Below are 14,019 nucleotides of genomic sequence, written 5' to 3'. Positions count from 1 at the left end.
ACGGTCGGCCGCCCATGCCGCGGACGTGCGCGCGGATCAGCGCAGCGATGGTTCCGGCAGCGCGCCGAGCGTCCCGCGACCGCCTCGCCCGTGAAGGTTTCCGCGACGTGGCCGGGAGCACTGATCGGCCGATCCGGGCCCGCAGCGGGGTGCGACGCCCGCCGGGCCGGAGGGGCTGACACTATAGGTCAGGGAATTGACATATCCTGCCGCCTCGTCGCCGGCCCGCAGCCCGGTCGCCGGGCTTTTCCGCCGGCGGCGTGCCGCACTCTTGACGCTTAACCGGTTCAGTGCCAGCATCCGTGAGCACTCGGCAATGCTGCGAACCGGTGGCAGCAGTACCCGCCTGGGTTGTGACATCCGCACAAGCACTCCTGGCGTAGCGAAGTGAGGCTCAACGATGAGAACTAGATGGCGCGCGGCATCCGCCCTGGTCCTGGTCCCTGTGATGGTCGCCGCGGCGGCCTGCGGCAGCGGCTCGGGCTCCGGCTCGAAGTCCGGCTCCGGCTCCGGCCCGCATGGCCTGATCACCGTGACGACCGGTTCCACCTCGCCGTTCGTGGCGAACTTCAACCCCTTCTCGCCCACGGTGCAGCCCGGCGCCAACGGTATGATCTACGAGCCGTTGATGTTCTTCAACACGGCGCGAGCCGGTGATGTGCAGCCGTGGCTGGCGCAGTCCTACAGTTGGAACTCCGACGGCACGGCGATCACCTTCAAGCTGCGCAGCGGCGTCACCTGGAACGACGGCAAGCCCTTCAGTGCGGCGGACGTCGCCTACACCTTCAACCTGGACGTGCAGGAGCCCGCGCTCAACACCAAGGGCCTGCCGATCAAGAACGCGGTGGCCAACGCCGACGGCTCCGTGACGGTCAGCTTCACCAAGCCCGCCTACCAGCAACTGGTGTACATAGCCGGCAAGACCCTGATCCTGCCCCAGCACATCTGGTCCGGCGTCTCGGACAAGAAGACCTTCGCCGACGCCAAGCCGGTGGGCACCGGAGCCTGGACGGTCGGCAAGGTCAACAGCCAGGTCATGGAGCTGACCGCGAATCCGCACTATTACATGCCGGACATGCCCAAGGCCAAGACCATCCGCTTCCTGACCTTCACCGGCAACAGCACCGCGGACCAGGCCATCGAGTCCGGCGAGATCGACTGGGGCGGCGGCTTCGTCCCGGACATCAAGAAGAACTTCCTGTCGAAGAACGCGAAGTACGCCGTCGAGGACATCCCGCTGTCGGTGACCTATCTGGTCCCGAACTACAAGCAGGGCCCGACCGCGGACAAGGCGGTGCGCCAGGCGATCAGCCAGGCGCTGGACCGGGAGTTCATCAGCCAGTCCGTATACAACGGCTACGCCCCGCCGACCAACCCGATGGACCTGCTGACGCCGAACTTCAACAGTATCCTGGACCCGAGCCTGGCAGACCAGAAGTTCGGCAAGGCCGACCCCGCGGGCGCCAAGCAGACCCTGCAGTCCGCCGGCTACGCCCTCGGCTCCAACGGCATGTTCAACGACAAGTCGGGAAAGCCGCTGGAGATCACCGTCAAGCAGGTGACCGGCTGGTCCGACTACACCAGCGTGCTGCAGATCGCGGAGCAGGAGCTGGCCGCGGCCGGGATCAAGCTGAACGTGCAGGCCGAGGCGTACGCGTCCTTCATCCAGGACCAGAACAACGGCGACTTCCAACTGCTGATCGACAACTTCGGCTACACCTCCGATCCGTACCAGTACTACAACCAGCTGCTCAACGGCTCGGTGGCCCCACCGATCGGCCAGGTGGACCAGTTCGGCGACTACGGCCGCTTCGACGACCCGCAGGTCGACTCACTGCTCGCGGACGTCTCCGCGACGCAGGACGCGAACAAGCAGAAACAGGACTACTACCGGATCGAGCACCTGGTGCTCCAGGACGTGCCGACCATCCCGCTGTTCGCGGCGCAGGACGAGATCGAGTTCAACGGCAACCACGTCAAGGACTACCCGACGACGGACAACCCGTACGCCGCCCCGCCGATCTGGCTCCAGCCGGACGAGGGCTGGGTGGCTCTGCACATCGCCCCGGCCAGCTGAGCGGACCACGGGTCCGTTGAGCCGCGGCGGCGGCAGCGGCGGTCGAGCCGCGCCGCGTGTCCCGGAACGTCCGGCATCGAGGGCACGCAGCGTTCCGGGACACCCGTCCGCCGCCCCGCTTGCGGGCCGCGACGCACTGAGAACCCTCTAAGACGTGAGGAGGCGGGGCGTGCGCCTGCGCTACATCGGCCGGAAACTCGGCTTCTACCTGGTGGCCGCCTGGATCGCGATCACCCTGAACTTCTTCCTCCCCCGGCTGATCCCCGGCGACCCGGTCGCCGTGATCATCAGCAAGCAGCAACAGACCGGCACCGTCCCCCTGGGCGAGGCGGACCAGCTGCGCAGGCTGCTCGGCCTCGGCTCCGGCAGCCTGGCCGGCCAGTACGGTCAGTATCTCAACTCCCTGGCGCATCTTCGCTTCGGGCTGTCCATCACGGTCTTCCCCACACCGGTGATCGACCTGGTGCGCCAGGCGGTCTTCTGGACCCTGATCCTGGTCGGCATCGCCACGCTGCTCAGTTTCGCCCTCGGCATCGCACTGGGCACGGTCACCGGCTGGAAGCGAGGCAGCAGGCTCGACGCGATCGTGCCGGCCACGACGCTGCTGACCGCGGTGCCGTACTTCTGGCTGGCGCTGCTGCTGGTCTACCTCTTCGCGAACACCTGGCAGATCTTCCCGGCACAGGGCGGCTTCGATCCGGCGCTGGACGTCGGCTGGAACGGTGCCTTCATCTCCTCCGCGATCCAGCACTCGCTGCTGCCCGCGATCACGCTGATCGTCGCCTCCGTCGGCGGCTGGCTGTTGGGCATGCGCAACATGATGGTCGCGACGCTGGCCGAGGACTACGTCGTCGCGGCCGAGGCCAAGGGCCTGACCCCGCTGCGGGTGATGGCGAAGTACGCCGCGCGCAACGCCGTCCTGCCCAGCGTGTCGGGCTTCGCCGTGTCCATCGGCTTCGTGGTGACCGGACAGATCGTGATGGAGCAGGTCTTCAACTACCCGGGCGTCGGCAACCTGCTGTTCGCCGCGGTGCAGAACCAGGACTACCCGCTGATGCAGGGGATCTTCCTGGCCATCAGCTTCGCCGTGCTCGGCGCGAACCTGCTGGTGGACCTCCTGTACGGCTTCATCGACCCGCGCACGAAGGAGGCCTGAGGTGCCGGCCACCGTCACCACACAGTTGGTGGAAGCCCCCGCCGAGGCCGCGGTGCGCGGCTCCGGCGTACTGCGCACCGCGCTGCGCTCCCGCCGCCTGATCGCGGGGCTCTGCATCGTCGGGTTCTTCGTCCTGCTCGGCGTCGTCGGGCCGCTGTTCTTCGGCAACCCGAACCTGGTCGGCACGGTCCAGCACGCCGGGCCCTCGGCCGCGCACTGGTTCGGCACCACCGACATCGGCCAGGACGTGTTCGCGCAGACCGTGGTGGGCGCCCGGGCCACCCTGGAGATCGGCGCGGCGGCCGGCCTGATCGCCACCGTGGTGTCCGTCGTGATCGGGATCGGCGGCGGCTACGCGGGCGGCTGGGTGGACGAGGCGCTCGCGCTGCTGTCCAACGTGGCACTGGTGATCCCGACGCTGCCGCTGGTCATCGTGGTCGCCGCGTTCGTGAAGAACACCGGCCTGCTGCCGACCGTCTTCGTGATCGCGCTGACCAGTTGGGCGGCCTCCGCGCGGGTGCTGCGCGGGCAGACGCTCTCGATCCGCAACCGGGACTACGTGCTCGCGTCCAAGGCGCTCGGCGAACCGGTCTGGCGCATCGTGCTGGTGGAGATCATGCCGAACGAGCTGCCCATCATCGTCTCGCAGTACCTGTTCGCGATGATCTTCGCGATCCTCGCGCAGGCGGGCCTCGCCTTCCTCGGACTGCAAAGTCCTGACCTGCTGACCTGGGGCAACACCCTGTACTTCGCGCAGAACGCCCAGGCGCTCTCCTCGGGAGACTGGTGGTGGTTCGCCCCGCCCGGCCTGTGCATCGCGCTGCTCGGCGCGGGTCTGGCGCTGATCAACTTCGGGCTCGACGAACTGCTCAATCCCAGGTTGCGCGTGTACCGCGAGCCGCGCGCCCGGCGCGCCGCGCGCGCAGACGGAACGGAGACCGGCCAGTGATCCCCAGCACCGGAACCGAGACGCGCGACGACTCCAGCGGCCTGGGCACGGATCTCGTCCTGCGCGCGAGCAACGTAAGCGTCGAATACGCCGGCAGCCGCCCGACCAGGGCCGTGCGCGAGGTGTCGCTGGAACTGCGGCGCGGCGAGGTGCTCGGCATCGTGGGGGAGAGCGGCTGCGGTAAGTCAACCTTCGCATACGCGCTGACCCGGATGCTGCGGCCGCCGGCCCGGATGACAGCGGGTGTGGTCGAGTACTACGGCCGCGACGGCGAAGTGATCGACCTGGCCGCCCTCTCCGGCGACCGGCTGCGGGAGTTTCGCTGGAACAAGATCTCGATGGTCTTCCAGAGCGCGATGAACGCCCTGAACCCGGTCACCGGCATCGGCAGCCAGATGGACGACATCTTCCGCACGCACCGGCCGGGCATGGACAAGGCCGCGCGCCGCGCCCGCGCCGGGCAGTTGCTGGAGATGGTGGGCATTGACCCCAGGCGGCTGCGTTCCTTTCCGCACGAGCTGTCCGGCGGCATGCGCCAGCGCGTGGTGATCGCCATGGCGCTGGCCCTGGAACCGGAGATCGTGGTGATGGACGAGCCCACCACGGCACTGGACGTGCTGGTGCAGCGGGAGATCCTGGACGAGGTGGAGCGGCTGCGCGCCGAACTGGGCTTCTCAGTGGTCTTCATCACCCACGACCTGGCGCTGCTGCTGGAGATCAGCGACCGGCTCGCCGTGATGTACGCGGGACAGGTGGTCGAGTACGCCCCGGCCGAACAGGTCGCCACCGAGCCGCTGCACCCTTACACCCGCGGCCTGCTGCGCTCGTTCCCCGACCTGCGCGGGCAGCGCCGCGAAATGCACGGAATCCCGGGAAATCCGCCGGACCTGCGCGAGGCGCTGGTCGGCTGTCCCTTCGCGCCGCGCTGCGAATCGGTGTTCGAACCCTGTCGCGAAATCACCCCGCCGCTGCGCGCGCCCGCCGGAGGGTGGCCGGTCGCCTGCCACCTGCATGACCCTGCCCATGACGACTACTCCAGCGAGGGCGGCCGATGAGCGCGCTGACCGTCACCGATCTGACCGTCGACTACCGCCAGCGCGGCGGCTCCCGCTTCCGCGCGGTGGACGCTCTGTCCTTCGCGCTGGAACCCGGCCAGACCCTCGCGCTGGTCGGGGAGAGCGGCAGCGGGAAGTCCACGGTGGTACGTACCCTGAGCCGCTTCGTCAAGCCCAGCGCGGGCGAGATCCTGCTGCGCGGTGTCGACGCCGCGGACGGGGTGGAGCGCGGCCTGCCGCGCGGCAGGCGGGCGAAACGCAAGGCGTATCACAAGACCATGCAACTGGTCTTCCAGGACCCGTTCGCCTCGCTCAACCCGATGCACACGGTCGCGCACCATCTGCGCCGGCCGCTGCTGCTGCACGGCGGTCACCGGCGCGGCCCGAAGCTGGAGGCCGCCGTGCTCGACCTGCTGCGCTCGGTGAACCTGACCCCGGCCGAGGACGTGGCGCGCAAGCACCCGCACGAGCTGTCCGGAGGGCAGCGCCAGCGGGTGGCGATCGCGCGCGCCCTGGCGACGGACCCGAAGGTGCTGCTGGCGGACGAACCGGTCTCGATGCTCGACGTCTCGATCCGGCTGGAGATCCTCAACCTGCTGGACCGGCTCAAGCAGGACCGCGACCTGGCGCTGCTGTACGTCACGCACGATCTGGCCACCGCGCGGCACTTCTCGTCGCAGATCATGGTGATGTACCGCGGCGAGGTGGTCGAACGCGGGCCGAGCGACCAGGTGATCCTGCATCCCGCGCACCCTTACACCCGGATGCTGGCCGCGGCCGCACCCGATCCGACGGTGAGTCGGGCCGCGCTGGCCGAGGCGCGGGCGCAGCGGGCCGCGCTGCGCGACACGCGCGCGGCCGAGCACCGGGAATCAGTGCTCGATCAGGGCTGCCGGTTCCGCAGCCGCTGTCCGTTCGCGATGCCGGTCTGCGCGACCCGGCCGCCGGACCTGCCCGCGGTGAAGGGGTCGGTTCCCGGGGCAGGCGCCGGCGGCGCGGGCCATGCGGCGCGGTGCTGGTTACTGGACGAGTCGGCGGCCGCCGCACCGGCCGCCGACTCCGCAGACTAAGAGGGTCAGCACCACGCGATTGCGTTACACCGCGCGACACCCGCGCGACACCCGGTGTACGGCCGCTATTTGGTGACGGCGGCGGCGAAGGAGAGGGCGGCGGGCACCTGGTGTGCCTGGCCGCCCTCGTGGCCGTTGTACGGGTAGACCGTGATCTCCTTCGGCCCGGCGTAGTGGTTGTAGGAGGCGAACACGGTCGACGGCGGGCAGATCTCGTCCATCAGGGCGACCGAGTACAGCGCCGGGGCGCCGGCCCGCACGGCGAAGTTGAGCCCGTCGAAGTACGACAGGGTCCTGAAAACCTGCTCGGTCTTGTCCCGGTGCACCTTGCAGAAGTTGGCGATCTCCTTGTAGGGGAAGCCGTCGGTGATCTCGGTGGCGTGGCGCAGGTGCTGGAGGAACGGCACGTCCGCGAGCACCCCGGCCAGGTCGCCTACGAGCCCTGCGACGGCGAGCGCGAGCCCGCCGCCCTGGCTGCCGCCGTGCACGACGATCCGCGAGCCGTCGACGTGCGGATGCGAGCGGGCGGCCTCGACCGCGCGGACCGCGTCCGTGTACAGCCGCCGGTAGTAGTACGTCTCCGGGGCGAGGATGCCGCGGGTCATCACGCCCGGGTACGCCGGTCCGTTGCCGTCGGCGAAGTCGTCAGGGGTCTCACCCACCGACCAGCCGGCGCCCTGCCCGCGGGTGTCCATGACGAAGTGCGCGTAGCCGGCGCTGGCCCACAGCAGGCGCTCGAAGTGCAGGCCGCGGCCGCCGCCGTAGCCGACGTACTCGACGATGGCCGGCAGCGGGCCGGTGGCGGCGGCCGGGCGCAGCATCCAGCCCTTGATCGGCTGGCCGCCGTATCCGCGGAAGGTCGCGTCCTCGACGACGACGGTCGTCAGGGGGCTCTCCAGCGCGGTGAACGCGGCGTCCAGGGGGTGTGAGCGGGCCGCGGCGAGGGTGTCGGACCAGAACGCCGCGAAGTCGCCGGGTTCGGTGCGGGCGGGCAGGTAGCCGACGAGTTCGTCGAGGTCCTTGTCTATGAACGCCATGTTCAGACCTTACCGATGTGTCGCGTGGCGGGGGACGGCTGTTTCAGCGCTCGGGCGAGCGCCGCGATTCCCTCCGGGCCGACCCGGCAGCAGCCGCCGATCAGCCGCGCGCCGGCCGTCGCCCAGGAGCGCACGAGGGCCGCGTCGAACGAGTTCGAGCCCTGCCACGCATGTGTGGCGGCGTCCCACGTCTCGCCGCTGTTGGGGTAGGCGACCACGGGCTTGCCGGTCGTCTCGGCGGCGAGGCGCACCGCGTCGGCGACGTCGGCCGGGGCGCAGCAGTTGACCCCGACGGCGATGACCGCGTCCGTGCCGCGGGCGAGTGCGAAGGCCTCGCCGAGCGGCTGCCCGGCGCGGGTGTGTCCGCCGGCGATGGTGTAGGACAGCCAGCACGGCAAGCCGACCGAACCGGCGACGCGCAGCAGTGCCTCCGCCTCGTCGAGGTCGGGGATGGTTTCGAGGGCGAGCGCGTCGGGCGCCGCGTCGGCGAGCGTTTCGATACGCGGCCGGTGGAAGGTCTCGAGTTGCGCGACGGTCAGCCCGTACCGCCCGCGGTATTCGGAGCCGTCCGCGAGAACCGCGCCATACGGCCCCACGGAGGCCGCGACGAACCGTGGCGGGGGCGGGTCGGGCGCGCCCGTTTCGTACGGCGTGGACCGGGCGGCGCGGCGGGCCAGTTCCACGCTGCGCCGCAGCAGCCCGGCGGCCTGGTCGCGGCTGAGACCCCGGCGCGCGAAGCCCTCGAAGCTCGCCTGGTAGCTGGCCGTGATCGCGACCTGCGCGCCCGCGGCGAAGTACGCGGCGTGTGCGGCGGCGATGGCGTCGGGCCGCTGCGCGAGCAGCCGCGCGGTCCACAGCGCGTCGGACAGGTCGTGCCCGCAGGCTTCCAGCTGATTGGACATCCCGCCGTCGAGCACGACCGGTCCGGCGGCGAGCGCCCGGGCCAGGGCACCGGGCTTCGCGGCACGGCTCATGTCTTGAGCATAGGTTCCAGGTTCGGCCTCGGCAGTAGCCGTGCTCTGCGCGCGACGACACAGGTGATTCGGCATGTGAACGGTGATCGCGGACAGCCGGGCGGCTGGCCCGAGGGCGCCGCGCGGCGGGAGACGGCACGTGGCGGGCTGTCAAAGCTCCAGCCGCGCCGCCACCGCCTTCGCCAGTCGGCGGAAGTCCTGGTAGCACTTGTCGACGTAGGCCTGGGTGGCGCCGAGTGCGCCGTCTCCCGCCCGAAGATCGAACATCGGCTTGCGGGCGTCATGGGCGAGCGGCATCAGGCTCTGGTAGTTCGGCATGGTTGCGATGTGATAGTCGCCACCCGCTTCCGGGTCGAATGGCTCACCGAGCACCGAGGTGGCGTACACCTCGGGGATGCGCCTGAGCCATGGCTCGTAGGCTCTGACGGGACGGCTCAGACGCATGACCGGCTGCATGATCACGTAGCCGATCGGCTCCATGGTGCCCGCGGGCAGCCGCATGTCCTTCGGCGCCCTGGGGATCACGGTGTCCTGCCACGCTCGACGCCAATCGCGAAGCGACGGTCCCAGGTTGCGCAGTCCACGCAGCGAGTACAGGTCCGCGGCGAGCGGCATGAGTACGCAATCGGCTGCCAGTAACGCCGAACGGTTGATCGCGCCCAGGTTCGGACCCACGTCGATGAGGGCGATGTCCGCCGTGGCGCGTTCGCCGGCGTCCTGGATGATCCGGTGGAAGGCGGTCGAGACGCGCAAAGCCCCCTTGTCGGATCCCGTGAAGCAGCGCGGCCAGGCGTCGGAGAGCTTGTCTTCGAATCTGCTCAGTTCGAGATCACCGGGCACGAGGCTCAGCTTCGCCCGGATCTGTGCGGGGTCGAAGAAGCGGACGTCACCGGTCTGGTCGAGGAGCGGTTCGATCGCCGCGGCCACCGTGCCGGTATCGCCGGACATGATGCCGGTCCCCGGTAGCCTGCGTGGATAAGCGGAACCCGCGAGGGCGTCCTCGGGCTCGCCCCAGAGTTCGGCGAGGTCCCCGTCGTCCAGGAAGGACGAGGTCAGGTTGGCCTGCGGGTCCAGGTCCACGGCGAGGACCCGGTAGCCGAGTCGCTGCAGCATGTGCGCCAAGTGGTAGGTCAGAGTCGTCTTGCCGACTCCGCCTTTGTTGTTGAACAGCGCGAGCGTCTTCACCGGGTGCTCCGCAGAATGACAGCCCACTGAGCGTCGTTCACCAGGAATTCCGGCTCGGGATTCCCGTTGTCCGCCATCGATGTCTTGATCCGGGTGATGCCGCGCCCGAACCGGTTGACCAAGCCGAGATTCTTCATCGCCCCGGCGAGTGACGGATTGCGGTAATCGTTGATGCTGTAGAAATTATCGGGAGTGACCCTCCCGTACGGTCCTTGAGGTTCAGGTCATCCTGTGCCGCGGACGGACGGGTGTGCAGGTCGAATGGAAGATCGTTCGCCCGGCGTCGCTCTGTCAGAACCCTCTCGTCGTCGGCGTGCGCCTTGCGCGTCGTGGGCCCGGGCCGGACGTAGACGACGTTGTTGAAGCGCACCGGGGGTGCAGCGGAGGCATTGACGTGCAGTCTGACGACTGGCTTTGTCTTGTACGTGGCGATGTTCACTGTCAGGCCGGGGCGGTCGAGGATGCGTCCATCGTCGCGAAAGTCAGCGAAGGCACGCAAAGCCCCGTCGGAAGTGTCGACGTCGTCGGCCGGATTTCCATTGTCGTCCACACCGACGAGGATGTCGCCGCCACCGGCGGCGGTCAGATCGTTGGCCATGGCGCAGATGGCCTGCCCGATCTTTTCCCGGGTCGAAGCGCTCTTGGCCGCGACCTTGAATTCAAGGGTCGCTGTCTCCACCGTGCCAAGCGCCAGGGCCAGGTCAACACTCGTCATGGGTGCATTCTTGCAGTTTGCCCGCCGATGTGTCCGTCCGCCTGCCTAATGCCGTTCGCTGCGCAGGTCCAGGCGGCGCAGCAGCCGGTCGACCAACTCAGGGTCCATATCCGGCTCGGCGCGCGCGTCGAGCAGTTCCCTCCGCCCCGCCGCGATCATCTCCTGGTCCAGTTCGCGCAACCGCGCCGCCTCGCGGTAACGCTTCTTCGCCGCCGCGCGCAGCTCCTCGTCGACCGATTCCGGGAACGACTGCACCAGCCGGCCGCGCCGCCGGTCGGCCAGCCGCTCGTACAGCTCGTCGGGGATCGAGCCCGCCTCCGCGGCCTCGTTGAGCCGGCGCAGCTCCGCCTTCGCGACCCGGTACCACAGTCGCTTCTCCGCCTCGCGCAGCGCCTGGTCGTCCGCGCCGATGTTCAGCGACCGCACCAGCAGCGGCAACGTGAGGCCCTGCACCACCAGCGTGAACAACACCACCGCGAACGCGGTGAACAGCAGCGCGTCGCGGCCCGGGAACGGCGCGCCGCCGTCGACCGTGAGCGGGATGGCCAAAGCCAGCGCGACCGTGACCACCCCGCGCATTCCCGCCCACCACATGACCACCGTCTCCTGCCGGGTGATCGGCCTGTCGTCGGCCGCCTGCGTGCCGCGGGCGCGCCCCAGCCGGTTGGCCAGCCAGGCGGCCGGCAGCAGCCACGCCAGCCGGACGACCACCACCACCGCGACCACCACGAAAGCCTTGCTGGCCAGCGCGGTCCAGCGACCGCCGACCTCGTTGACCACGACGTACATCTCCTGGCCGATCAGCCCGAACGCGAATCCGGTCACCAGCAGCTCGATGATGTCCCAGAACGCCGTGCCCACCAGCCGGTACGCCACGTCGTCCGCGTCGATCTTGTCGGAGAGGTAGAGCCCGTACACCAGCACCGCGAGCACGCCGGAGCCGTGCAGGCGGTCCGCCGCCACGTAGGCCGCGTACGGAACCAGTAGGCTGAGACTCACCTGCAGGGTCGCGTCGCCGAGCAGGCTCATCGCGTGGTTGGAGAACCAGCCCAGGCCCAGCCCCACCGCGAGCGCGATCAGCCCGGACAGGGCCAGTTCGCCCAGCGCCTCCCAGCCGGAGAAGTGCCGCGAGACCACGGCGGAGACCGCGACGCCGTAGATCACGACCGCGGTCACGTCGTTGAACAGACCCTCGGTCTCCAGGGTGTTGATCAGCCGCCGCGGCAGGCTCAGATCGCCGGCCACCGCGGTGGCCGCGACCGGGTCCGGCGGCGAGATCAGCGCGCCGAGCAGCACCGCCACGCCGACCGGCAGGGTCGGGTTGAGCAGGCTGAAGACCCCGGCGACCGCCGCCGTGGTGACCAGCACCAGCAGGATCGCCAGCAGCAGCACGGTGCGCCAGCTCGCCTTGAACTGCCGCCAGTGCGTGCGCCGGGCGGCGGCGAACAACAGCGGGGGCAGCACCAGCGGCAGGATCAGGTCCGGGCGCAGGTTCGGGTTCGGCACCTGCGGCAGCAGCGCCATCGCGACGCCGAACAGGGTCATCAGCACCGGGGAGGGGATCGCGATGCGGCGGCCCACCGGGACCGAGAAGATCGTGGCCAGGAAGATCACGAACAGGATGGTCAGTTGGTCCATGCGGGCGCTCCCTGTCGGGCCGGGCGGGCGGTGCCCGCGGCCGGTTCGGCGGGATACCCGCGCTGCTGTCCGAGTGATCGACTGTCCGAACGATCGACGGTCAAGCGGACGTGTCCCGATGGCGAGATGCGCGGCCGGATATCCGGTGCCCGTATATCCGGTACCGGTCGGCCCATGCGGAGGCCGACCGGCACCGGGGTTCGAGGGAACGTGGGCGCAAGAGGGGAAGGGGAACAACCGACGTGCCGAGCGGTGCGTCAGTGCCTGGCGCTACGAGGCGGCTGCGGCTCCGGTGCCCTGGTCCGCGCCGAGCTGCGCGAGCTGCTGCGCGATGAGCCGCTCGTGCGCGGCGAGGTCCTCGCGCGCCTTGCGCGGGCTCCAGCGTCCGGCCATCAGGAAGATGAACGGGATGAACACCGCCTCGCCGCCGAGGCACACCCACCACCAGTTCTGCCAGTCCTTCGGGTTCTGCGCCGCCGCCTGCTGCACCTGGCTGCCGTACGCGCCCAGCACCGCGAGCTGCGGCCCGGCCTTCTGCACCGCCAGCAGGTTCGCGATGCCGACCTCCTGCACGGCCTGCGCCTGAAGCGCCGGCGGGATCTGGCTCGGCGGGTACTGCTCAAGCTGCGCGAACAGCTTCGGGTGCGCCTGCACGATCGCCAGCGCCGGCCCGGCCTGCGCCTGAGCCGCGGCGACCTGCGCGCCGTGGTCCACCAGCGGTGTCGCGCTGGAGACGACGATCGGCAGGACGGCGGATGAGATCGCGACGACCGCGCGGATGATCCAGCCGTACACCGCCAGGCCGGTCGCGGTGGCCGCCGGGTTGCGCCGCTCGACGGTCTCGGTGAAGCCGGCCATCCACGGCGCGTAGGTGAACCCGCCGAACACGCCGATCCCGGCCACCAGCAGTGCGAAGGTGTAGTAGCCGGTCTGCGGCCTGGTCGCGGCGAGCGCGAACGGGATCAGGACCCCGATCGACGCCAGCGCCCCGATCGCCATGAACGGTTTGCGCACCTTCGCGCGGTCCGAGAGCAGCCCGACGACCACCAGGCTGACCGCGTTCGCCGCCCAGTACCAGTTGAGCAGCCCGGCCGTGCGCTGCACCGAGTAGCCGAAGGCCGTGACGAAGTACACGGTGAACGAGCCGACCGCGGCGAAGTACAGCAGCAGGAACAGGCTGATCGCCAGCGCCGAGCCGACGACGTCGGTGTGCAGCATCTGCCGCCAGTGCCCGCGCAGCGCCGCCTCGGTGTCCAGGCCCTGAGCCTTGGCCTCGATCAGCGCCCGGTCGCGCAGGCTCACCATGAGCTGGTCGCGCAGCCGCGGGGAGAGCTCGCGCAGCCCCAGCAGCGCCATCACGAACACCAGCAGTCCGGCCCAGCCGGCGTAGCGGAACTCGTCCTGCCACGTCGTAGAACCCGAATACGTGTGGCTGGTCACGGCTGTGACGACGAGACTGCCGACCACGGGGCCCATGGTCCAGTACCCCATCGCCGAGGCGCGGCCCAGCTGTGGTGAGAAGTCGCGCACCAGCGCCGGGGTGGTCACCAGGATGATGCCCTCGACGAAGCTGACCAGCGCGATCAGCGTCAGGAACATGCCCTTGGAGCCCGCGTTCGGCACCGCGAAGGCGACCAGCGCCCCGGTCACCAGCAGCCCGTACACGGTCAGGTTGGCGCGGCCCCAGCGGTCCGCGAGCCCGGCCAGCAGGGAGGCGAACGCGCCGACCGCGTTGCCGACGACCGACACGTACACGAAGTACGTGAAGGTCATGTTGTAATGCGTGATGATCGCGGTCGAGACCGCGTACTGGATGTAGAGCTCGTAGTAGAGCACGACGGTCGCGGCGACCACGATCGCGAGGTAGCCGTACCTCGCAGCGGTGTCAGGATATTGCGAAAGCTGTCGGTGCCACAGCACCCGGGCGGCGCGCGGGGCGGTCGGGCGCGAAGCGGGTGCGGGGATTCCTTCCGTGGCTGAAGCGGACATTGCTCTGGACCTCCTGAGCCTGAGCCTGAGCCTTGAGTCAAAGCAGAGCGGAACCGAAGGAGCCGCGCGGCGCGCTATGGCCGCGCGTGGTGGCGTGAGCGTAGTACCGACCGGACGGTATGGCTAGACGGGATGGATGCCGCGTTCGTCCGCCGGACAGGAGGACGGCGCCGA

At 69.7% G+C, this 14,019-nt stretch carries 12 protein-coding genes; 5 read left to right on the top strand and 7 right to left on the bottom strand.

Translation table 11 applies throughout. The features are described 5' to 3' along the window. The first annotated feature begins 400 nt into the window (after positions 1 to 400). From KGA66_RS02680 to KGA66_RS02660, 5 genes are all read left to right on the top strand, one after another. Entirely contained in the window at positions 401 to 2,077 is a 1,677-nt protein-coding gene (locus KGA66_RS02680; RefSeq protein ID WP_211464084.1) for an ABC transporter substrate-binding protein, read from the top strand. Positions 2,078 to 2,252: 175 nt separating this feature from the next. Further along, complete coding sequence (locus KGA66_RS02675; protein WP_211464178.1) at positions 2,253 to 3,233, top strand: ABC transporter permease; 981 nt, start codon at positions 2,253 to 2,255, stop codon at positions 3,231 to 3,233. 1 nt (position 3,234) lies between these two features. Continuing rightward, positions 3,235 to 4,182, top strand: a complete 948-nt coding sequence (locus tag KGA66_RS02670) for an ABC transporter permease (protein ID WP_211464082.1) — start codon at positions 3,235 to 3,237, stop codon at positions 4,180 to 4,182. Beyond that, positions 4,179 to 5,237 (top strand): ABC transporter ATP-binding protein, encoded by a 1,059-nt coding sequence (locus tag KGA66_RS02665; protein WP_211464080.1) that lies wholly within the window; start codon positions 4,179 to 4,181, stop codon positions 5,235 to 5,237. Before KGA66_RS02670 ends, KGA66_RS02665 begins: the two co-directional genes overlap by 4 nt. After that, on the top strand, positions 5,234 to 6,307 hold the full coding sequence (locus KGA66_RS02660; RefSeq protein WP_211464078.1) for an ABC transporter ATP-binding protein: 1,074 nt from the start codon (positions 5,234 to 5,236) through the stop codon (positions 6,305 to 6,307). The genes KGA66_RS02665 and KGA66_RS02660 overlap by 4 nt, the downstream gene beginning before the upstream one ends. A 65-nt stretch (positions 6,308 to 6,372) precedes the next feature. Here the strand turns inward: KGA66_RS02660 and KGA66_RS02655 are convergent, their stop codons facing one another. From KGA66_RS02655 to KGA66_RS02625, 7 genes are all read right to left on the bottom strand, one after another. Beyond that, complete coding sequence (locus KGA66_RS02655) at positions 6,373 to 7,344, bottom strand: acetylxylan esterase (protein WP_211464077.1); 972 nt, start codon at positions 7,342 to 7,344, stop codon at positions 6,373 to 6,375. 2 nt (positions 7,345 to 7,346) lie between these two features. After that, positions 7,347 to 8,318 carry a homocysteine S-methyltransferase gene (gene mmuM / locus KGA66_RS02650; protein ID WP_211464074.1) on the bottom strand — a complete coding sequence of 324 codons (972 nt, stop codon included), beginning with the start codon at positions 8,316 to 8,318 and terminating at the stop codon, positions 7,347 to 7,349. A gap of 150 nt (positions 8,319 to 8,468) precedes the next feature. Next, positions 8,469 to 9,503: a ParA family protein gene (locus KGA66_RS02645; protein ID WP_211464072.1), complete on the bottom strand. Its 1,035-nt coding sequence runs from the start codon at positions 9,501 to 9,503 to the stop codon at positions 8,469 to 8,471. After that, positions 9,500 to 9,676 (bottom strand): ATP-binding protein, encoded by a 177-nt coding sequence (locus tag KGA66_RS31935; protein ID WP_211464177.1) that lies wholly within the window; start codon positions 9,674 to 9,676, stop codon positions 9,500 to 9,502. Before KGA66_RS31935 ends, KGA66_RS02645 begins: the two co-directional genes overlap by 4 nt. After that, a complete protein-coding gene (locus KGA66_RS02635; protein ID WP_211464070.1) occupies positions 9,637 to 10,218 on the bottom strand; it encodes an AlbA family DNA-binding domain-containing protein in 582 nt (193 codons plus the stop codon). Before KGA66_RS02635 ends, KGA66_RS31935 begins: the two co-directional genes overlap by 40 nt. A gap of 45 nt (positions 10,219 to 10,263) precedes the next feature. After that, positions 10,264 to 11,856 (bottom strand): Na+/H+ antiporter, encoded by a 1,593-nt coding sequence (locus tag KGA66_RS02630; protein WP_211464068.1) that lies wholly within the window; start codon positions 11,854 to 11,856, stop codon positions 10,264 to 10,266. 270 nt (positions 11,857 to 12,126) lie between these two features. Continuing rightward, positions 12,127 to 13,845, bottom strand: a complete 1,719-nt coding sequence (locus tag KGA66_RS02625) for an MFS transporter (RefSeq protein ID WP_211464066.1) — start codon at positions 13,843 to 13,845, stop codon at positions 12,127 to 12,129. Positions 13,846 to 14,019 lie beyond the last annotated feature (174 nt).

The sequence above is a fragment of the Actinocrinis puniceicyclus genome, assembly GCF_018283645.1.
In the GTDB taxonomy this organism is placed as follows: domain Bacteria; phylum Actinomycetota; class Actinomycetes; order Streptomycetales; family Catenulisporaceae; genus Actinocrinis; species Actinocrinis puniceicyclus.
This window is presented reverse-complemented; position numbering and strand designations above follow the sequence as displayed.

Bases quoted from the DNA above. Each gene is read 5' to 3' on its own strand.
- mmuM (WP_211464074.1), bottom strand. From the start codon at position 8,318: ATGAGCCGTGCCGCGAAGCCCGGTGCCCTGGCCCGGGCGCTCGCCGCC.
- KGA66_RS02630 (WP_211464068.1), bottom strand. From the start codon at position 11,856: ATGGACCAACTGACCATCCTGTTCGTGATCTTCCTGGCCACGATCTTC.
- KGA66_RS02680 (WP_211464084.1), top strand. From the start codon at position 401: ATGAGAACTAGATGGCGCGCGGCATCCGCCCTGGTCCTGGTCCCTGTG.
- KGA66_RS02655 (WP_211464077.1), bottom strand. From the start codon at position 7,344: ATGGCGTTCATAGACAAGGACCTCGACGAACTCGTCGGCTACCTGCCC.
- KGA66_RS02625 (WP_211464066.1), bottom strand. From the start codon at position 13,845: ATGTCCGCTTCAGCCACGGAAGGAATCCCCGCACCCGCTTCGCGCCCG.
- KGA66_RS02635 (WP_211464070.1), bottom strand. From the start codon at position 10,218: ATGACGAGTGTTGACCTGGCCCTGGCGCTTGGCACGGTGGAGACAGCG.
- KGA66_RS02660 (WP_211464078.1), top strand. From the start codon at position 5,234: ATGAGCGCGCTGACCGTCACCGATCTGACCGTCGACTACCGCCAGCGC.